This window comes from Ectothiorhodospiraceae bacterium BW-2 (assembly GCA_008375315.1).
In the GTDB taxonomy this organism is placed as follows: domain Bacteria; phylum Pseudomonadota; class Gammaproteobacteria; order Thiohalomonadales; family Thiohalomonadaceae; genus BW-2.
On sequence record CP032507.1, the window covers coordinates 3,303,067 to 3,324,621 of the forward strand.

The following is a 21,555-nucleotide window of genomic DNA, read 5'->3' on the forward strand; positions in this document are numbered from 1 at the left end:
TCCTACGGGTCTTTAAGGTGGCAATCACAACAGCGGTCAATATACCCCAAAGCGCCACCAGTTGCAGCCCTTATCGTTAACTGCTAGAAGCGGTGGCAGGAGATGCGCTATACTGCCGCTCAATTAACCAAGCTGAACCCTAAAAGGTCGATCGTTATGGCTAAAAAGTCTCCCCAACGCTACTCCGATGCGTTTAAACAGCGAGCTGTCGCTCAAGTCAACTCGGGGCAGAGCGTCCCTGCTGTTGCCAAATCGCTAAATGTCAATAGAAGCACCCTCTACACTTGGGTTCGAGCTGCCGCAGCAGCCGAGGTAGAGAGTGGTAATAGCAATGACAATGACAATGACAATGACAATGACAATAACAAAAGTGATAGTGGCACCGTAGCCGTAGCCGAAACGGTACCGGTGACAGAGCTAACTACGGTAACAGTCGCGGCGGCTAAACCACCGCAGGAGAGGCGACACGCCCCCCACTCCATCGCAGCGGCCTACTTTCGGGTAGTCTTGCTAGTGATTGTCGGCCTAGGACTAGGTGCGATGCTCGCCCGCTATAACGATGCCCGTGATGATGGCCCTTTAGCCACGATTCAGCGCCAACTAGAAGGTGCGATTGCGACGATTCAGCAGCAGCGCCCCGCGCCGGCCGATGAGGCAGTGGTTCACGAACGTGAGGGCGAAACGGCGACAGCGACTAGTGTCGAGAACAGCACCGCCGAGAGGGAGCCACCCCCACCCCCCCCTCTACCACCGACTCCCCTCCCACAGAGAACCGCTACGCCCCCTATCCCCTGCCGCCACCACCCGCATACTGGCCAAGATACAACTACCCTCCAAACTATGGCCAACCTCAACGCTAAGCCGAGTTCGCCGCCAGTAACTGACGCAGTTGCGTCACCTCTACAGGGCGCGGCAGCGCTACGATGCGAGGGAAACGCTGCTGTAGTGAACATAGCTTATCGCTATCGTAAGGGTGGTAGATTAACACGATATTTACCCGACTATTTTGCGCCACCGCCGCAATAATCGACTCCATCTGGCTCAATCGATCTCGAAATTCGGGCAGGTAGTTAAACTCACCGACAATCGCATCGGGCTGCTGCTTGCGAATATGGGCCACCATTTTGCGTGCCGAGGTGAAGGGGGTAACCTGATACCCGAGTTCAGTAAAGAGCGGCTCAAAATTGCCATAACCGCCTAGTTCAATAAATTGCAATAGCCGCACCACCTGCTCTCCCTACTCACTAAGAACAAAGCGGGTCTGTTCAAACTCCCCCTCGGGGCCGATATGAATCTCACTCACCCCCGGCAGGCGACTAGCTAGATAGGCAGCCATTAGCTGACTAACCGCATCACGCCCCGTCTCAAGGGCTGTCAGCAGCCGCTCAGCCACAATTTGACAGCGCTGCTCTGCGTTTGGCTCTGGTAACCATTGGCGTCCTAACTGCCAGCCACTGGCCATATCGCGCTCCAGTTTGGTAAAGTAATCTTCGGCCTCAGCGATGAGCTGGGAGTCGATCTTAACTTGGTATTGTTGCTCATCGGCATAGAGAGTCATTTGCATCATCTGTATCCTTTAGTAAAATGTCGCCTCACCGAACCTCAAGATATAGCGATGATACCGGTTCGGCGTTAATTTAACGGTACCAATAAAATCGCTCGATACCTCTCCGGAAGACCGGAAATCTGTGTTTAATCAACACTTTTATTTACAATAACAGGAGTTCTCTACCCCTATGTTTCGCATGCCTAACTCAAAACAGATAGCCTTGGCTATCACCAGCGCCATTATCGCCGCTATTGTCGCCTATCTCATTGGATGGCTACTCAGCATGGCGTCCACACAAATCTTTGTCAATGGTATGGCACTAGGTGCCCTGCTCTCTACGCTGATTCTCAGCTCGTTAAGCCTCCCCCCCTCTATCGCCTCAGTGGCGCGCTTTACGGCGACAGAAAATCAGGAACCTTTTGAAAACAAAACCATCTTTGTCGGTAACCTTGCCTTTAAAGCCAATTCAGAACAGCTACGAGCCCTCTTTGCCCGCTATGGTGAGGTGGTGACAGTCAGAATTATGACCGATCGATTAACACGCCGTCCTCGCGGGTTTGCCTTTGTCGAAATGGAGGGCCGCGGCGCGATGAAGGCGATAGAGGCGCTCGATGGGCACGAGTTTTTAGGACGCGAATTACGGGTCAATGAGGGACATAACCGCCGTCCTCGCAGCGACGATAGTTACGATGGGGGGGAAGAAGATAGCAACCCAAGTTCACAGCGCGTCTAAATTCTGACACTCCCATGGCAAAACATACCCTACAGGAGCGCATTATCGCCCTTGGTGGCCTCCATCTGGCTCTGGAGCAGGTCGATAGGCTGGCCCACCGAGGTGATGTCGATCCCGACTCTCTCCGGACGGTTATCCGCAGCCTCTTTATCATCACGCCTGAGCGGACGATCGATGTCTATGGCTCGCTGGAGGCGCTACAGCTCGGTCTGCAGAGCCTCTGCCGCCACTGGGATAATAGCTCACCGCAACGCAATGTGCAGATGATGCGCTATCTGATTACCCTAGCCACGCTAGAGCGCTCACTAAAGCGCTCAGACGAGACCCTGCAACAGCTAGGCGACGATATCGAAGCGGTACGGCGACAGGTCGAGCACTTTCACCCCACCCATCCGGCCGTCATTGGCCATTTAGCCGATATCTACCGCCAACATATCAGCCCATTAACCCCGCCGGTGATGGTAATTGGCAAAGAGGAGTACCTACAGCAGGCAGGGATCAGCGAGCAAGTTCGCGCCCTGCTACTAGCCGCACTGCGAGCAACGATTCTCTGGCGTCAATGTGGCGGCAGTCGCTGGCAGCTACTGTTTCGCCGCTCTGCCTACCTACATCAAGCACGGCAGATGCTCACCGCCACCCCACCCACCCCTTAAGATACTTGAGATACCACTAACCCAATGACCCCTATCGCTCTCGCTGCCGATATAGGCGGCACCCATACCCGACTAGCGCTCTTCTCTCCCCATGATCGAAATGATCGAAGCGCTGCGATGACGATAGTGCGCCAAAGCGAGCTATTAAACAGCGACTACCCCTCATTAGAGGCGGCCATTACCGCCTTTTTACCCATCCTTGAACAGCGAGAGGCGATCCACCATAGTGCGCTAGCCCTCGCCGCTCCGATTAACAGCGAGACGGTGAGAGTTACCCTCACCAACCTATCGTGGGTCGTCGAGCGAGAGCGCCTGCAGCAGCTACTGCCGCACAGTGAAAACCACCTCATTAACGACTTTGAGGCCCAAGCGTTAGGCACTCTCTCTTTAACCGCTAGTGAACACAAAGCCCTCCTGCCTAACCAGCCGGCACCGGCTGCCGAGGGGGTTCGGGTCGTTATCGGCCCGGGGACTGGTCTCGGTCAGGCTTATGTTTACCACGATCACCAACAGCAGCATATCTTTGCTACCGAAGGGGGCCATACCGATTTTGCCCCACTCGATAATGAACAGCTAGCGCTATGGCAGTTTCTACAACCCCACTATGGCCACCTCTCCTACGAACGGCTACTCAGTGGCGAGGGGTTACAAAATATCTACCGCTTCTATACCGGTACCCCGATGGGTGTTACTGTGGCAACACCGGCAGAGATCAGCGCTCTAGCGGCGCGGCCCCTTATCGAAGCTCAACGCGCTGTCCAATTATTTTGTAAAATTTATGGAGCATTTGCCGGAAATGTGGCACTCTCTTTCAGACCGGCAGGCGGTATCTGGCTAACTGGCGGCATGAGCGACAAACTGGCCGACTGGATAGATCAGCCAGCTTTTAGTCAAAGCTATCTTGCCAAAGGTCGCATGGAGGCGGTTGTCGCAGCTATACCGCTTAGGCGCGTTCTTTCACAACAGATCGGCCTACGGGGCGCAATGCACTGGCTCGTTCAACACCTCTCCTACCGCACATCACTGTTATAGATTTTTTAGATAGGTTCAATATGCATACTACAGATTACAGCCGCGAACACTCCAAACAGATTAAGTACTACTCCCAACCCAAAATAGCCACCGAGATCACCCGCAAGACGCTAGTACTGATTCTGGCAGGGGGTGAGGGATCTCGTTTAATGGGATTAACCAAATGGCGCGCTAAACCGGCAGTCCCCTTTGGCGGAAAATATCGCATTATCGACTTTGCCCTCTCCAACTGCATCAACTCAGGTCTGCGCCGCATCGGGGTACTAACACAATACAAATCACATTCACTCATCCGCCACCTACAGCGGGCATGGGGCTTTTTACGCGCCGAAATTGGCGAGTTTGTCGAAATTTTGCCGGCCCAGATGCGGATCAATAAAGACTGGTACCGAGGAACGGCCGATGCCATCTACCAAAATATCGACATTATGCACCGCCACTCGCCCGACCATGTGATTATTCTCGGTGGCGACCACATCTATACCATGGACTACTCCAAAATGTTAATGGAGCATGTCCGCTCCGGAGCCGATCTAACGGTCGGCTGTATCGAAGTCCCCCGCGAGGAGGCGACCGACTTTGGGGTGATGTCGGTCGATGAGAGCTACCGCATTACCCAATTTACCGAAAAACCGACCGATCCCGAACCGATGCCGGGTAAGCCCGACAAGGCACTCGCCTCAATGGGGATCTACATCTTCTCCACCAATTACCTCTACTCTAAGCTAATTAACGATGCTGGAGATAACAGCTCTAGCCACGACTTCGGTCGGGATATCATTCCCGGCGCCATTAAAGACTCCATTGCTATCGCCTACCCCTTTATCGACGAAACCACCGGCGAAGCGGCCTACTGGCGCGATGTCGGTACGGTTGACTCCTACTGGAAGGCCAATATGGAGCTGTGTGCGATCGAACCGGAACTCAACCTCTACTCCCGCGACTGGCCGGTATGGACCTATCAGACTCAGCATCCGCCAGCCAAATTTATCTTCGATGATGAGGGGCGACGGGGCGAGGCGATCGACTCGCTCGTCTCCGGCGGCTGCATTATCTCCGGTGCCCGAGTCAAACGCTCGGTCATCTTCTTTGCTAGCCGAATCGAGAGCTACTCCTTTGTTAAAGATAGCGTCATTCTGCCGAAGGTCACTATCGGCAGAAACTGTCGCATCTTTAACGCCGTGATCGACAAGGGGACCTATATTCCCGATGGCACAATCATCGGCGAAGATCGCGAAGAGGATGCAAAACGCTACCATATTACCGAAGAGGGGATTGTTCTGGTCACACCGCAAATGCTAGGACAACATCTATTTACGAATGACAAATTAGGTGACTAACAACCATGGCAAAAAAGGTCAACTTCGTTCTCTGCTGGCACATGCATCAGCCCTACTATCGTGAGGGGCTGAATGGGGACTACTTCCTCCCTTGGGTCTATCTGCACGGTATCAAGGATTATGACGAAATGGCCGCCCACCTAGAGCGCCATCCGGCAATGCACGCTGTAGTCAACTTTGCACCCGTGCTGTTAGAGCAGCTCGATGACTATGTGGTACAGCTAGAACAGTTTCTTGACAGCGACAAACCGATGCGCGATCCGCTGCTCAACTGGCTCAGCGGGGTCGAGCCGATTCCAAGCGACCACGGCCTACGCAGCCAGATTATTACCGATTGCCAAAAGGCGCACGCCCCCCGCATGATCGCCCCCTACCCCCCCTATCAGCAGCTAATTAATCTAAGCCATGTCGATCGCGGCAAACATGAGTGGGAGATGCTGCTTAACTATCTCGATGAGCAGTTCTTCCTCGATCTGCTCACATGGTACCACTTAGCTTGGTTCAGTTACTGGCGCAAACAGCTACCGCCATTAACCCAGCTACTGGCCAAAGGGCGCAATTTTGACAAACAAGATCGACGCCAACTGCTGGAGCTGATTCACCAATCGCTCTCTAGTCTCATTCCGCGTTACAAGGCACTGGCCGAGTCGGGGCAGATTGAGTTGTCGGTCACCCCCTACGGCCACCCCATCGTGCCGCTACTCAACGACTTTCACAATATGCGCGACACACAGCCGAACGACCCTGCCCCCATGGCCGATAGTTACCCCGGTGGCAGCGAGCGCTCCTTGCGCCACCTACAGAAGGGAATTGAGGTGTTTGAACACTACTTTGGCCACCGCCCTAACGGTATCTGGCTCTCAGAGGGGGCGGTCAGTCGCGATGCCATTGAGCTGCTAGATAGGCTCAATATCGGCTGGACAGCCACCGGCGAGTCGGTCTGGGGCAATAGCTATGAACAGTCGGCCTGCGAGCTGACCGATATCGGCTGTCGCAAGTCGCTCTTTCGCCCCTACACCCTCGCCGAGAGCCAGACTCGCCTCTATTTTCGCGATGATGGCCTCTCTGATCTTATCGGCTTTGAGTATAGTAAATGGGATACTGAAGATGCCATTAGTAACCTCATTCACAACTTAGAGAATATCGCTAAAGGGCTAGATGAAGAGGCCGAATCGCATGTGGTGTCGGTGATTTTAGATGGCGAAAACGCCTGGGAGTACTATCGTGATAACGGCTACCACTTTATCAATAAGCTCTATCATCAACTCTGCCACCACCCACAATTAAACCCCACCACCTACGCTGCGATCAGCGAAAAGGTTCACCCAATTCAACTAAAAAGACTCTGCGCCGGCAGCTGGGTCTATGGCACCTTCTCGACTTGGATTGGCTCCGATGCCAAAAACCACGCTTGGGATCTACTAGTCGAGGCCAAAAAAGCCTACGATTCGATGATAAAAAGCAGCAAACTCACCGCCAAACAGAAACGAGTTGCCGAACAGCAGCTCTCTATCTGTGAAGGCTCCGACTGGTTTTGGTGGTTTGGTGACTACAATAATGCCCAAAGCGTGAGCGACTTTGATCGGCTCTACCGTAAACAGCTCAAACTTCTCTACGAACTGCTGCAACTCAACCCGCCGCCGAGCCTCAACATCCCCATCTCTCAGGGGAGTCAACAGGCAGAGCATAGCGGTACGATGCGGCGCAACCGCTAAATGATAGGAGCCCCTATGTCCCCATCCGCTCCCTTAACTCGCCGTCGAGCCGGTGTACTCCTCCACCCCACCTCCCTCCCCTCGGGGACATTGGCCGACACTCAGCGCTGGCTCGACTTTATGGCCGCTGCCCACCTAGGGGTCTGGCAGATGCTACCGCTCGGTATTCCGCAACACGGCCTCTCCCCCTATCAGTGCCTCTCTGCCTTTGCGGTTAACCCTAAGCTCTACCCCGCTATCGCCCCCCTACCGCAGGGGGAGCCACTACCAGAAGAGTTTCACACCTTCTGCCAACGGCACCACTACTGGCTCGATGACTACGCCCTGTTCGCCCTAACCAAACAGCAGCGCCAGCAGCAGCCGTGGTACCAGTGGCCCCCCGAGCTGCGTGATCGCGAACCCGCTACCCTACACCTGCTCACCGAGCGCCATCAGGATGCCCTGATCCGGCTAAAATGGGAGCAGTTTCAGCTCCATCAGCAGTGGCAACAGCTGCGTGCCGAAGCGCAGCAGCGCGATATTCTACTCTTTGGCGATATGCCGATCTTTGTTGCCCACGACAGTGTCGATGTCTGGGCTCATCGCGATGAGTTTCTACTCGATAGAGACGGGATGCCGAGCGTAGTCACCGGCGTCCCCCCCGACTACTTCTCTGTCACCGGTCAGCGCTGGGGTAACCCCCACTTTAACTGGGAGGCGATGCGTGATAACCGCTTTCACTGGTGGCGGCAACGGATCCATACCCAACTCGACTGGTTCGATATCGTCCGTATCGACCACTTTCGGGGGCTGGAGGCGGTCTGGGTGATCGATGCTAACTGTGATACTGCCATTGATGGCTACTGGCAGCCAGTACCTGGCGATGAGATGCTACAGCAGATACTGAACGATCTAGGCGATAATCCCCCCCTAGTGGCCGAAGATCTAGGGGTCATTACTGATAAAGTTCGCGCCCTGAAAGAGCAGTTTCAGCTACCGGGAATGTCGGTACTACAGTTCAGTTTTGATGCGTTTGAGGATAATCCCCATAAACCGCCTAACATTCCTGTCAATGCCACCGCCTACACCGGCACCCACGATAACGATACGACCCGAGGCTGGTTTGATACCCTTGATGGGGCAACCCAGAACCACATTCGGGAGAACTTGGCGATGAGCGACGGGGACGATATTGTCACCGCCCTCATCACCACCACTCTCAATACCGCCGCCACGCTAGCTATCGTGCCGATGCAGGACTGGCTTGGACTCGGCTCCGAGGCACGAATGAACACCCCCGGCACCACCGAGAATAACTGGCGTTGGCACCTGCATGATAGTCAGCTTACCCCCGAGCTGAGCCAATGGATTGCAACACAGATTGAGAAGAGCCACAGAGGATAGGTAACCCCATGCATACTGACGATATTCAGCGCCTGCAACACGGCACCCACCACGACCCCTTCGCGATTTTGGGCAAACACCCCCATCGCAATGGCATCGCCTATCGCGCCTTTATGCCCGAGGCGGAGCGGGTCATTTTAGAGGATGTCGGGCCGATGAAACGGATTGAGCATAGCGATCTGTTTGAGATCGTCATCCCCTCTCGACAAGCACGCCAAATCCCCCTCCACTACCAGCTCCACTGGCAGCCGAAGGGGGAGAAGGCCTCTGTTCGTCATACCACCCTCTCCCCCTACAGCTTTGCGCCTCAATTAGGCGAGATGGATCTCTACCTCTTCGGTGAAGGTAAACATCGCAAATTGTGGCAAGTCATGGGGAGCCACCTAACCACGATTGATGAGATAGCTGGAGTCCTCTTTAGCGTCTGGGCACCAGGGGTGATCCGCGTCAGTGTGGTAGGCGATTTTAATAACTGGAACGGTCTGCGCCACCCGATGCGCAACCGTGGCAGCTCTGGGGTATGGGAGCTATTTATTCCCGGGCTCCACGCCGAAGATGCCTACAAATATGAGATTCGCACCACCGCTGGCCAACTGCTGCTAAAGACCGATCCCTTTGCCCAACGCTTAGGGGTTCGTCCCGAGACCACCACCTTAGTGACCCCCGAACCGGCCTACCGTTGGCAAGATCAGAGATGGCTCACTCAGCGCTCACAGTGGGAGTGGCAACATAGCCCGATAGCGATCTACGAAATCCACCCTAGCTCTTGGAAGCGCCACAACGATGGCTCTTTCTACAGCTATCGCGAACTGGCCGATAGCCTCATTCCCTATGTCAGTCAGCTCGGCTATACCCATATCGAGCTGTTACCAATTATGGAGCACCCGCTAGATGAGTCGTGGGGCTATCAGGTGTCGGGCTACTATGCGGCCACCTCCCGTTTTGGCTCCCCCGATGATCTGCGCTACTTCATCGATCAGTGCCATCAGGCCGATATCGGCGTGCTGCTAGATTGGGTTCCGGCCCACTTTCCGCGTGATGAGTGGGCGCTAGCCCGCTTTACCGGCGAGGCGACCTATGAGTATGGCGACCCACATAAGGGCGAACATCAGGACTGGGGCACGCTCATCTTCAACTACGGCCGTCACGAGGTACGCAACTTTCTGATTGCCAATGCGCTCTTCTGGATTGATCAGTTCCATATCGACGGCCTACGAGTCGATGCCGTCGCCTCCATGCTCTATCTCGACTACTCTCGCGATGAGGGGCAGTGGACACCTAACCGTTTCGGAGGGCGAGAACATCTGGAGGCGATCGACTTTCTGCGCGAAATGAACGAACTGGTTCATGAGATCTACCCCGGTGTCATTACCATCGCCGAAGAGTCAACCGCTTGGCCGATGGTCTCTCGTCCAACCTATATGGGGGGGCTCGGCTTCTCTATTAAATGGAATATGGGCTGGATGCACGACACCTTAAGCTACTTTCAAGAAGATCCCATCTATCGCAAATATCACCATGATCGCCTCACCTTCAGCCAGCTCTACGCTTGGAGCGAAAACTTTATCCTCCCCTTTTCGCACGATGAGGTAGTCCACCTAAAGAGGAGCATGCTCGATAAGATGCCGGGCGATCTATGGCAACGATTTGCCAACCTACGCCTCCTCTACAGCTATCAATATATGCATCCGGGCAAAAAGCTGCTCTTTATGGGGGGGGAGCTAGGGCAGTGGGTCGAGTGGGATGCGAAGCAGCAGCTACAGTGGGAGCTGTTAAACTACCCCACCCATCGTGGCGTGCAGCAGCTCATTCAGGACTTAAACCGCCTCTACCGTGACCATCCGGCGCTCTACCACTTCGACTTCGATTTTCAGGGGTTTGACTGGATCGACTGCCACGATAGCGAACAGTCGGTCATCAGCTTCTTCCGCTCAGCACCGACCGAAAAGCTGGTCTGTGTCGTCAACTTCACCCCAGTACCACGAGACCACTATCGCATCGGCGTTCCAGCCTGTGGCCACTATGCCGAAATCTTTAATAGCGACTCGGCCCACTACGGCGGCTCCAATTTGGGTAATCAGGGGGATATTGAGGCAACAGAGACCCCCTGGATGGGTATGCCCCACTCGATAGAGCTGACGATACCGCCACTAGCGGCACTCATCCTCAAAGGGCGTTGACCATGAATATTCTATTTGCCGCGAGCGAAGCCTATCCACTGATTAAAACCGGGGGCTTGGCTGATGTTCTCTACGGACTACCACTGGCCCTACAGCAGTTAGGGCACGATGTGCGACTGGTGCTCCCCGCCTATCGTGAGGTGCTGCACCAATGCGATCAGCTTAAAATTGTCGGTTGGATGGATCTCGATAGCCCCGATGGGCGTCTGAGTGTACGCATCTTCGAGGCCAAAACGGAACGGTTTAACCTGCCACTCTTTTTAGTCGATATTCCAGCGCTGTTTGATCGCCCAGGTAACCCCTACCTTAACCCGATGGGTGAGAACTGGCCCGATAACGGCAAACGCTTTGCCATTTTTAGTAGAGCAGTGGCCGAGCTAGCTCTGAACCACGCCCACCTAAGCTGGTGTGCCGATATTGTACATGCCCACGACTGGCAGACCGGACTTATCCCCGCCTATCTATCGCAGCGCCCCTACTCTCCCCCTTCGGTATTTACTATCCATAACCTCTCCTATGCCGGTATCTTCTCCCGTCTTGAGTACGATACGCTGCAACTGCCGTGGGAGTGGTGGCATCCGGACGGGGTCGAATTTTATGGCAACTTCTCCATGCTCAAAGCGGGGATTGTCTTTGCTAACCGAGTGACGACCGTCAGCCCAAGTTATGCTCGCGAGGTGACATCTTCCCACCACGGCTACGGCTTTGAGGGGCTGTTTCGCGCCATCGACCACAAATTTAGCGGCATTTTAAACGGCATCGATAGCTCGGTATGGAACCCGGAGGGCGATCCATACCTCACCACCCGCTACTCGCTAAACCACCACTATCTAGCCGGCAAGCGAGCGAATAAAGAGGAGCTACTGCACCTATTTAACCTCACTGTCGATGAGGAGCGGATGCGCTCACCACTGTTTGGCTTTATCGGCCGCATGGTCTCACAAAAGGGGATTGATCTCATCGCCACCGCGATTCCCCGTATTTTAGGCCACCATAAAGCGACCTTTATTCTACTCGGCACCGGCGAGCACCACTATCAGGCCGAACTACAGGCGCTCGCGAACCTCTATCCCGGTCAAGTCGCACTCCACTTCGGCTACTCCGAAGAGCTCGCCCACCGTATTGAGGCGGGCTGTGACGCCTTTCTAATGCCCTCCCGTTTTGAGCCTTGTGGTCTAAATCAGCTCTACAGCCTCGCCTATGGCACCCCGCCGATTGTCCACGCCGTCGGCGGACTAGCCGACTCGATCGTCGATGCCACCTTAGATCACCTAACCACCAAGACCGCCAACGGCTTCTGCTTCTATCAGCCGACCACCGACTCGCTGCTCGGCGCTATCTACCGAGCGATAGATATCTACCAAAATCATCCCGCTCAGTGGCGACAGCTAATACGCACCGGCATGGCGCACCAGTTCGATTGGCACCATAGCGCGTTACACTATCAAGCGCTCTATGAGTTGATTAAATTATAGACCCCCCTCTATTTTCAACTACAGGATACTTCCATGAAAGAAACCTCAACCACTGATGTCTGTCTGCTACCCAATATTCCCGACATTAATAACGATCCCTTGGCGCTCTCGCAAGATTTTCAGCGCTACCTAATGCACCACCTAGGCCGTTTTCAGGGCTGCAACCCCTACTTTCTCTACTACGCCCTCTCGCTCGCCATTCGGGATCGGGTGATGGAGAACTGGCGCGAAACATGGTTACGAGACTCCCGACCTAATACCCGCCGCGCCTACTATCTATCGTTAGAGTTTCTGATTGGCCGCTCACTAGCTAACCACCTGCTCAATCTCGATCTAAAACAGCCGACTGAGGTGGCGATGCAGCAGTTCTCGCTGGCGATGGAAGATCTTATCGAACAGGAGCATGACGCCGGTCTCGGTAACGGTGGTCTAGGACGGCTAGCCGCCTGCTTTATGGATAGCTGTGCTACTTTAAACCTACCGGTGCTCGGATACGGTATCCGTTATGAGTACGGCATGTTCCGCCAACATATCGAAAATGGCTATCAGGTCGAAAACCCCGATCACTGGCTAGTCGATGGCAACCCATGGGAGCTAGAGCGGCACGAATATGCCCAAACCGTCCACTTCGGCGGCTACACCGAACACTTTATCTGCCCCGATGGACGCCACCGCAGCCGCTGGATTAGCTCCGAACAGGTGTTGGCCATCCCCTACGATGTTCCGGTATCGGGCTACAACAACGGTCGCGTTAACACTCTGCGGCTATGGAAATCGACCGCCACCAACGAGTTCAACCTAGATGAGTTTAATGCTGGCGACTACGCCGAATCGGTGGCTACCAAAAATACCGCCGAACACATCTCAATGGTACTCTATCCGAACGATAGTAACGAAAACGGCAAGGAGCTGCGTCTAAAGCAGCAGTACTTCCTCGCCTCGGCCAGTTTACAAGATATTTTAGAGCGCTGGATCGATCTACACGGGGTCGATTTTAGCCAATTTGCCGCCCAAAATGTCTTTCAAATGAACGATACCCACCCCACCATTGCCGTTGCCGAGCTGATGCGACTATTAATGGATGACTATAGGCTAAGCTGGGATAGCGCATGGAAAATCACCACCCAAACCATGGCCTATACCAACCACACCCTACTCCCAGAGGCGCTAGAGCGCTGGCCGGTCCCCCTATTTGAGCGCCTCCTGCCGCGCCTATTGGAGATTATTTACGATATTAACGCCCGTTTTATGGATATCGTCTCCTGTCGCTGGCCTGGCGATACGGCTCGACTACGGCGGATGTCGATTATTGAGGAGGGGCCGGTTAAGCAGATTCGTATGGCCTACCTCGCCATCGTTAGCAGCTTTTCCGTCAACGGCGTTGCCGCACTCCACTCTAATCTGCTGCAACAGGGGCTATTTGCCGACTTCTACGCCCTATGGCCGGAAAAGTTTAACAACAAAACCAACGGGGTCACCCCTAGGCGCTGGATCGCCCACGCCAACCCCGCCATGAGCCGCCTGATTAGCCAAAAGATCGGTCATAGCTGGATTGGTGATCTCAGCCAAATTGAGCAGCTCAAACCCTTCGCTAAAGGCAAAAAGAACCAACCTTTTCATAAAGCGTGGGCTAAAGCTAAGCTGGAGAATAAAGAGCGCCTCGCCGCCATCGTAGAGCGGGAGTGTGGTATCCGTTTCGATACCGAATCGATGTTTGATGTACAGGTCAAACGCATTCATGAGTATAAACGCCAACTGCTCAATATCCTGCATGTTATCCACCTCTACCGCCGCCTTAAGAGCGGTGATTGCCACAACTGGACTAACCGCGCGGTACTGATTGGTGGCAAGGCTGCTCCCGGCTATATGATGGCCAAGCAGATTATTAAGTTAATCAATAATGTTGCCCATGTGGTGAACCACGACTCCGACATTGGCAACAGACTGAAAGTCGCCTTCTTCCCCAACTACAGCGTCTCGGCGATGGAGATTATCGCCCCCGGTACCGATCTCTCCGAGCAGATATCAACGGCAGGCAAAGAGGCCTCCGGCACCGGCAATATGAAGTTCATGATGAACGGGGCGTTAACCATCGGCACCTACGATGGGGCCAATATCGAAATTTTAGAGGCTGTCGGGGCGGAGAACTTCTTCCTCTTTGGGCTTAAAGCGGACGAAGTCTCAGATCTGCGCCAACACTACCGGCCCCAAAGCTATATCGATAATGACACCCATCTGCAAGCGGTGATGCAGCTATTAACCTCCGGCCACTTTAACCGCCATGAACCCGGCCTATTCGATGATATTATTCGTGCCCTGCTCAACCCACACGATCCTTGGCTGACCTTGGCCGACTTCAGCAGCTATGTCACTGCCCAACAGCAGGCGGCTGAGGCGTATCAGGATCAGAGTCGCTGGATTAAGATGAGTATTCTCAATAGCGCCAGTAGCGGCTTCTTCTCCACAGATCGAACCATTAGTCACTATAACAACGATATCTGGAAACTGACCCCGATCACCGCCTAGCTTCACGATACGATATACGATAACAGAGGTGACCCCACTGCCGCTGCAGATCCACAATGGCCGCTGGCTAAGCCACCTGAGGCGGCGTGCGGTTACCGAAGAGGAGCTTGCCGCCTTTACCAGCGGCGAGGTAAAACTCTCGCCCACCGCTGCCCGAATCGCCGCTAGCCGCACGCGGGGCAGCGCTGCCGTTTCGACGCTATTTGCCACCGCAGCCGATCTAACCCATCCCGATCAGCTCCCCGATGCCCTACTAGCCGCCCAGCGCATGGTTAGGGCGTTAGCTGATCGCGAAATCATCGCCTTAGTCTCCGACTCCGACACCGATGGTCTCACCAGTCACGCCCTGTCGCGACTGATCCTAGAGCAGCAGTTCAACACAGCGCCAGCACAGCTAATCTCAGAGATCGGCCATAAAATCAATGATGGTTACGGATTGTCAGATAACCTCTGCCAGCGACTACTACAGCGCACTCCCCGACCCACTTTAGTCATCACCATGGATTGCGGTTCAAGCGATGAGGCTCGCATTGCGCAGTTAAAAGAGGCCGGTATCGATGTCATCGTCACCGACCACCATGAACTACCGCAAGCGAGCCCCCCCCCTTCCGCCTTGGCCACCCTCTCCCCAATTAGAGCCGACAGCGGCTATGGCGATCCGACCATTGCCGGCTGTATGGTTGCTTGGCTCTTCTGGTGTCAAGTTCGAGTGGCGCTCATTGAATCGAACCGACTACCCGCATCAGCCCCGAAGCTAAGCCGCTATCTCGACTTTGTCGCCTTAGGTACCGTTGCCGACTGTGTTACCCTAGCCCACAGCCACAATAATCGCGCCGTGGTAAAGCTGGGATTAGAGATCATTAATCGCTCTAACCATCCAGCCTGGCAAATTGTACGGCAGGAGGCCGGCAGTCATGGCACGATTAACGCCTCAGCTCTAGCCTTTGATGTCGCCCCACGCATTAACGGTGCCTCACGCATGGCAACCCCTTGGCCGGCACTCAAATTTCTGCTAACCCCCAACCACAGTGAGGCAGAACAGCTCTGGCTTGAGATCAGTGGTTACAACCAGCAGCGCAAACAGGTACAGCAGCAGATGGTACAGCAGGCGATGGCCCAGATCCGCCTAATCGACTTCAGGTACCAATATGGCCTAGCCCTCTACCTAGCAGAGGGCCACCCCGGTGTTCAGGGGATTGTTGCTAGCCGCCTCCTAGAGCGCAGCGGTATGCCGGTCGCCTGTATGACCCCCCACCGCCACGACGAACAGCTACTCTCCGGCTCAATGCGCAGTCTCGACACTGTTCACGCCCGCAAGGTACTACAGCACTGTTTTGACACCATCCCCGACTGCGGTCCTGGGTATGGGGGCCACGCCGCCGCCGGTGGTTTCACCCTCTATCGAGACAAGCTGCCACAATTTATCCACCACTTCTGCGCCGCAATCGAGCAGCAGCATCCTCAACCGTTTGAACCTGTGATCTATAGTGATGGAGAGCTCGCGACCGAGCTGCTCTCCCTAGATCTGGTAACAGAGTTAGAGCGACTCGAACCGTTCGGACGCCAATTTCCAGCGGCCGCCTTTGAGGCGATCTTTACTATTGAGCGGCTCTTTCACATGGGAAAAAATGGTGAACACCTGCGTCTGGAGCTCACCGCCTGCCACCACAGATTTAACGCTGTCTGGTTTTTTGCACTCGATCCGCTCGGCAATACCCCAGTGGTGCAGGGCCAAAGCTACCGCTTTCTCTTTACCCCGATAAGAAACGACTACCGAGGGATGGAGGCGCTACAGCTAAGGGTTACTGGCATCATTACCGTTTAACCGCTCCCTTCTATCCTGTCAGTTGGGCTAAATCCCCCTTGCTGCCTAGCCAGTGGCGTCGGTCGGCTGAACGCTTTTTAGCCAACAGCATATCCATTAAATGGTTATCCGCCTCCCCGTCACTATCACTGAGTTGCATCTGTACTAAGCGTCGAGTATCGGGGTTAAGCGCGGTCTCTCGTAGCTGCTTAGGGTTCATCTCCCCTAACCCTTTAAAACGGGTAACTTGTGCTTTTCCGCGCCGCTTCTCCTGCTCAATGCGCTGTAAAATGGCGTCCCGCTCTCTGTTATCGAGCGCATAGAGGGTCTCTTTGCCAATATCGATACGGTAGAGTGGCGGCATGGCGATATAGAGATGGCCAGCGGCGATTAACGGTCGATAGTGGCGTAAAAAGAGGGCCGACAATAGGGTGGCGATGTGGGCTCCATCGGAGTCGGCATCGGCCAAAATACAGATTTTGCCGTAACGCAGTTTGCTAAGATCACCAGAGCCTGGATCAACGCCAATCGCGACCGAAATATCGTGCACCTCCTGCGACGCAAGCACTTCGGTTGAATCGACCTCCCAAGTGTTTAGAATCTTGCCTCGTAGAGGCATAATCGCCTGAAACTCCTTATCTCTAGCCTGCTTAGCGGAGCCTCCGGCCGAATCCCCCTCCACCAGAAATAGCTCGGTACGAGAGCTATCGGTCGTACTACAATCGGCCAGTTTACCCGGTAGCGCCGGCCCTTGGGTGATCTTTTTCCGCTCCACCTTACGACCAGCACGAAGCCTTTTTTGAGCCGAATTGATCGCCAGCTCAGCGAGCTGTTCGCCTAACTCATGGTGCTGGTTGAGCCATAATGAGAAGCTATCTTTCACCACGGCCGAGACAAAGCCGGCACACTCCCGCGATGATAAGCGCTCTTTGGTTTGACCAGAGAACTGCGGATCGGCCAGTTTGACCGACAGAATATAGCTAACCCGCTCCCAGACATCTTCTGGTGCCAATTTGACTCCACGCGGCAATAGGTTACGAAAGTCACAAAACTCCCGCATCGCCTCGGTCAACCCGCTTCGTAAACCGTTAACATGGGTCCCCCCTTGAGAGGTCGGGACGAGATTGACATAGCTCTCGCTGATCCCCTCCCCTTCAGGAACCCACACCAGTGCCCACTCGGCTGCCTGCTGGCTATCCTCATGTTTGCCGATAAACGGCTCCGCTGGCACCCTCTCGGCCCCCTGCAAGCTAGAGCTAAGGTAGTCGGCTAACCCCTCTTCGTAACACCACTCCTGCTCAATATCGTTCACCTCGTCCACCAAGCGAATCGTTAACCCCGGACAGAGCACCGCTTTAGCGCGCAGCAGATGGGTTAAACGGGTGCGGGAGAGGGTCGGAGAGTCGAAGAATGTCTCATCCGGTTGAAAGCGCACTATCGTTCCTGTCACTCGCTTGGCAACTTTACCGATAATCTCCAGATCGCTCACCTTGTTGCCATTAGCAAAGCGCATGGCGTATTCATTGCCATCCCGCCGCACCCTCACTTCGAGCAATTTAGAGAGTGCATTGACCACCGACACCCCGACACCGTGTAAGCCGCCAGAGAATTGATAGTTTTTATGGGAGAATTTACCGCCAGCATGGAGTTTAGTTAAAATCACCTCAACCCCAGGAACCCCCTGCTGTGGGTGGATATCGACCGGCATTCCACGACCATCATCACTGACCTCTACCGAGCCATCTTTTAACAGAGTGACCTCAATGCGGCTGCAGAAACCGGCCATCGCCTCGTCGATCGAGTTATCGACAACCTCCTGAACCAAGTGGTTAGGGCGTTCGGTTTGGGTGTACATCCCAGGCCGTTTGCGTACCGGTTCTAGTCCGCTTAAAACCTCAATCGATTCCGCTGTGTAGTTATGACTCATTAGCTAGCTGCACCTGTTCATGGCTCCGGCAATAAAAAAGGCCCGCAATATAGCAGGCCTTGGGGGAGAGTCCAAATCGGTTACAAAGATTATTGGCTATCCGAGGCAGTTTTTGCGCCAGATGCCTGCTGTAGTAGCGGCTTTAACTCCCCTTTTTGGTACATCTCCATCAAAATATCGTGGCCGCCGATGAGCTCGCCGCTGACATAGATCTGCGGAAAAGTCGGCCAGTCGGCGTAGCGGGGCAGGTTCTGAAAAATATCAGCATCCGCCAAGACATTGACATGGGCAAACTCGACCTCACAGCTCTGCATCACCTGAACGGCGCGGCTAGAGAAGCCGCACATCGGCATCTGCGGCGTCCCCTTCATGTAGATAACAATCGGGTTGCCCTTTACCTGTTCATCAATGCGCTGTAGTACATCGTCCATTCATTCACCTCAAAATTTCAGTTAAATCTTTACCAAAAAAGTCGGAAAGGATATGGTTATCATAGCTACCGATATCAATAGCTGCTAAAAATACGGTTTAAATTTTATTTTCCTGTTACCATTAAGCCACTTTTAAACCCTCTCTATTCGTTTTAAGGAGTATTGTATGCAGAAACGATGCCTTGCCCTTGCAGTCTCGTTAGCGCTCGTAACGACCCTTCCACTGAGCCAATCCATGGCCGAAGAGCGCGGCCAACGCGATGCGCTTAGCCTTTTAGGGGGGGCAACCGACTTTGATAGTGATACCGGATTTGATACCGGCATGATGCTCCGCTACGGCTATCAATACCTCTTTACCTCCAATATCGGTCTGGAGCTAAGTGGCCAGGTAGGAAAGAGCGAAGTTGAGACAAGTGGTGATGATGTTAAACATAAGCAGTGGCAGCTCGATGGCCTCTACCACTTCGATCAGGGGCAGAGCCTAGTCCCCTACCTTGCCGCCGGCGTAGGTCAGCTTATTATCGATACCGACTCGACCCAAAATGATGTCGATCATTTACTCAATGTAGGCGGTGGTTTTAACTACTATTTTAACGATAACCTAAGCTGGCGCTCCGATTTACGGCTACTGGCGGTGAGAGATCAAGATAGTGCGGCGCAAAATACCCAAGATTTGCAACTCGCTACCGGGATAAACTACCTGTTCGATGATCGCCGTAAATCGACCGATAGCGATAGTGATGGCGTCTCTGACTACAGCGATCAGTGCCCAGATACCCCGGCAGGTGCTGCTGTCGATGGCCAAGGGTGCCTGCTCGATAGTGACCGCGATGGCGTGGCTGACTACCTAGATCAGTGCTCAACCACCCCGGCTAATGTGGCCGTCGATGAGCAGGGGTGTATGTTAGATAGCGATGGAGATCGAGTGGCCGATGCTAACGATCAGTGCCCGTCAACGATGGCTGGCATCGCGGTCGATCGTTACGGCTGTCCTCTCGACAGTGATCGCGATGGGGTCATTGATGCCAATGATCGCTGCCCGAATACCGGCGCAGGTGTTATCGTCGATAGTCACGGCTGTGTTCAGCTTGAAGAGAAGGTCGTATCGGTTCGATTAAGTGTACAGTTTGCCACCAATAGCAGCGAGATCGATCAGCGCTACCACGCCGAGCTACAGCAGGTGGCCGATTTTATTAGCCAGTATGTCAAGGTCGAAGATTTTGAACGCATTATGATCGAAGGGCACACCGATAGCCGTGGTAGCGAGAGCTACAATCGTAAACTATCGCAACTCAGAGCCGATGCCGTGCGCAACCACCTGATAGGGTTAGGTGTTAACCCGATTGTGATTAGCGCTAAAGGGTTTGGGGAGTCCACACCGATTGGCGATAACAGCACCGATGCAGGACGGCAGCAGAATCGGCGCGTGGTGATGAGTGTCTCTCGGACAATAAAGCAGTAGCTCTAAACTTACCCCCCTCCCCCTCTTTAGCACGGGGGGGGTTAGAGTGCTCGGTGCCCTATATCGCGGCGATACCATACCCCGGTAAAAGAGACCGACTCGGCTAGACGGTAGCACGCCTCGTTCGCCTCCGCTAGCGTCTCGCCTAAGGCAGCGGCACCTAATACCCGCCCACCGTTACTCACGATCTCCCCCTGCTGTAGGGCGGTACCGGCATGGAACAGCTTGGTAGTTACGCCATTATCCCCCCCTAAACCACGAATCGGATCACCCTTGCGATAAGCGCCCGGATACCCCGCTGCCGCAAGCACCACCACCATTGCCGATCGAGGATCCCACTCAATCGACTGCTCTGCCAACCGCCCCTCCAACGCAGCCAGACAGAGCTTAGCTAAATTCGATTTTAGCCTTAACAGCAGCGGCTGGGTCTCAGGATCACCTAGGCGGCAGTTATACTCTAATACCTTAGGGATGCCGTCAGCACCAATCATCAATCCAGCATAGAGAAAGCCCTTATAGTGGCACTTATCAGCCTCTAACCCGCGCACCGTCGGATAGATCACCTGCTCCATAATCCGCTGCTCTAACGCTGGAGTCACGATAGGCGCCGGCGAGTAGGCTCCCATACCGCCAGTATTAGGGCCGGCATCGCCCTCATAGGCCGCTTTATGATCTTGCGAGCTCGCCATCGGCAGCACCGTCGTGCCATCGACCATACAGATAAAACTCACCTCCTCCCCGCTCAAAAACTCTTCGATAACCACCCGACTTCCCGCCTCCCCAAACTGGTTATCGGCTAGCATCTGCTCGACTGCCGCCTTCGCTTCGGCCACACTCTGCGCCACAATGACCCCTTTACCGGCGGCCAAGCCATCGGCTTTAACGACGATAGGAGCCCCCTGCTGTTCGATATAGCGCTGCGCCTCAGCCACATCGGTAAAGGTCGCATAGGCAGCAGTCGGGATCTGGTGACGAAGCATAAACTCTTTGGCGTATGCCTTTGAACCCTCTAGCTGCGCTGCCACTTTGGAGGGGCCAAAACAGGGAAATCCTGCCGCAGAAAAGGCATCAACAACCCCAGACACTAGCGCGACTTCTGGCCCCACTACCGTTAAATCGATACCCGTTTTAGTCGCAAACTCAAGTAGTGCGGCGATATCGCTGATCTCTATCGCCACACTCTCCAATCTCTCCTCCATCGCAATACCGGCATTGCCCGGTGCGACATAGACCCTCTCGACCCCCTCTGCCTGCGCCAATTTCCAGCTCAGCGCATGTTCACGCCCGCCACTACCTAGCACCAAGACTCTCATATCATCTCCTTGAGTTCTGTTATTAACTATGA

Annotated in this window: 17 protein-coding genes; 13 read left to right on the top strand and 4 right to left on the bottom strand. The window is 54.4% G+C overall.

Annotated features, from left to right (window positions below):
• Positions 1 to 102: 102 nt before the first annotated feature.
• Positions 103 to 1,026 carry a hypothetical protein gene (locus D5085_15610; GenBank protein QEP44429.1) on the top strand — a complete coding sequence of 308 codons (924 nt, stop codon included), beginning with the start codon at positions 103 to 105 and terminating at the stop codon, positions 1,024 to 1,026.
• Complete coding sequence (locus D5085_15615; GenBank protein QEP44430.1) at positions 1,007 to 1,201, top strand: hypothetical protein; 195 nt, start codon at positions 1,007 to 1,009, stop codon at positions 1,199 to 1,201. Before D5085_15610 ends, D5085_15615 begins: the two co-directional genes overlap by 20 nt.
• A 36-nt stretch (positions 1,202 to 1,237) precedes the next feature.
• Here the strand turns inward: D5085_15615 and D5085_15620 are convergent, their stop codons facing one another.
• Complete coding sequence (locus D5085_15620) at positions 1,238 to 1,564, bottom strand: hypothetical protein (protein QEP44431.1); 327 nt, start codon at positions 1,562 to 1,564, stop codon at positions 1,238 to 1,240.
• Between the two features lie 298 nt (positions 1,565 to 1,862).
• On the opposite strand from D5085_15620, the gene D5085_15625 reads away from it, so the two are divergent.
• From D5085_15625 to D5085_15670, 10 genes are read left to right on the top strand one after another with little or no spacing between them, the layout of a single operon-like run.
• The gene (locus tag D5085_15625) at positions 1,863 to 2,282 is read left to right on the top strand and encodes an RNA-binding protein (protein QEP45189.1); all 420 of its coding nucleotides are present in this window, start codon (positions 1,863 to 1,865) and stop codon (positions 2,280 to 2,282) included.
• Positions 2,283 to 2,296: 14 nt separating this feature from the next.
• Entirely contained in the window at positions 2,297 to 2,935 is a 639-nt protein-coding gene (hflD, locus tag D5085_15630) for a lysogenization regulator HflD (GenBank protein QEP44432.1), read from the top strand.
• A gap of 24 nt (positions 2,936 to 2,959) precedes the next feature.
• Positions 2,960 to 3,967, top strand: a complete 1,008-nt coding sequence (gene glk / locus D5085_15635) for a glucokinase (GenBank protein QEP44433.1) — start codon at positions 2,960 to 2,962, stop codon at positions 3,965 to 3,967.
• Between the two features lie 59 nt (positions 3,968 to 4,026).
• Complete coding sequence (gene glgC / locus D5085_15640; GenBank protein ID QEP45190.1) at positions 4,027 to 5,307, top strand: glucose-1-phosphate adenylyltransferase; 1,281 nt, start codon at positions 4,027 to 4,029, stop codon at positions 5,305 to 5,307.
• 5 nt (positions 5,308 to 5,312) lie between these two features.
• Positions 5,313 to 7,022, top strand: coding sequence for a glycoside hydrolase (locus tag D5085_15645; protein QEP44434.1), 1,710 nt, complete (start codon positions 5,313 to 5,315; stop codon positions 7,020 to 7,022).
• Between the two features lie 15 nt (positions 7,023 to 7,037).
• Complete coding sequence (malQ, locus tag D5085_15650) at positions 7,038 to 8,405, top strand: 4-alpha-glucanotransferase (protein QEP44435.1); 1,368 nt, start codon at positions 7,038 to 7,040, stop codon at positions 8,403 to 8,405.
• A gap of 8 nt (positions 8,406 to 8,413) precedes the next feature.
• Positions 8,414 to 10,585 carry a 1,4-alpha-glucan branching protein GlgB gene (gene glgB, locus D5085_15655; protein QEP44436.1) on the top strand — a complete coding sequence of 724 codons (2,172 nt, stop codon included), beginning with the start codon at positions 8,414 to 8,416 and terminating at the stop codon, positions 10,583 to 10,585.
• Between the two features lie 2 nt (positions 10,586 to 10,587).
• Entirely contained in the window at positions 10,588 to 12,060 is a 1,473-nt protein-coding gene (gene glgA / locus D5085_15660) for a glycogen synthase GlgA (protein QEP44437.1), read from the top strand.
• A gap of 33 nt (positions 12,061 to 12,093) precedes the next feature.
• Positions 12,094 to 14,586, top strand: a complete 2,493-nt coding sequence (locus D5085_15665) for a glycogen/starch/alpha-glucan phosphorylase (GenBank protein QEP44438.1) — start codon at positions 12,094 to 12,096, stop codon at positions 14,584 to 14,586.
• A gap of 28 nt (positions 14,587 to 14,614) precedes the next feature.
• Positions 14,615 to 16,411 carry a DHH family phosphoesterase gene (locus D5085_15670; GenBank protein ID QEP44439.1) on the top strand — a complete coding sequence of 599 codons (1,797 nt, stop codon included), beginning with the start codon at positions 14,615 to 14,617 and terminating at the stop codon, positions 16,409 to 16,411.
• 10 nt (positions 16,412 to 16,421) lie between these two features.
• On the opposite strand, the gene parE is transcribed toward D5085_15670, so the two are convergent.
• Together parE and grxD are read right to left on the bottom strand one after the other, a co-directional pair.
• On the bottom strand, positions 16,422 to 18,317 hold the full coding sequence (parE, locus tag D5085_15675; GenBank protein ID QEP44440.1) for a DNA topoisomerase IV subunit B: 1,896 nt from the start codon (positions 18,315 to 18,317) through the stop codon (positions 16,422 to 16,424).
• An 89-nt stretch (positions 18,318 to 18,406) separates the two neighbouring features.
• Positions 18,407 to 18,748 carry a Grx4 family monothiol glutaredoxin gene (gene grxD, locus D5085_15680; protein QEP44441.1) on the bottom strand — a complete coding sequence of 114 codons (342 nt, stop codon included), beginning with the start codon at positions 18,746 to 18,748 and terminating at the stop codon, positions 18,407 to 18,409.
• A 166-nt stretch (positions 18,749 to 18,914) separates the two neighbouring features.
• Between grxD and D5085_15685 the strand changes: the two genes are divergently transcribed.
• Positions 18,915 to 20,210, top strand: coding sequence for an OmpA family protein (locus tag D5085_15685; protein ID QEP44442.1), 1,296 nt, complete (start codon positions 18,915 to 18,917; stop codon positions 20,208 to 20,210).
• Between the two features lie 41 nt (positions 20,211 to 20,251).
• Here D5085_15685 and purD read toward each other — a convergent pair whose 3' ends face one another.
• Complete coding sequence (purD, locus tag D5085_15690) at positions 20,252 to 21,523, bottom strand: phosphoribosylamine--glycine ligase (GenBank protein ID QEP44443.1); 1,272 nt, start codon at positions 21,521 to 21,523, stop codon at positions 20,252 to 20,254.
• Between the last annotated feature and the right edge of the window lie 32 nt (positions 21,524 to 21,555).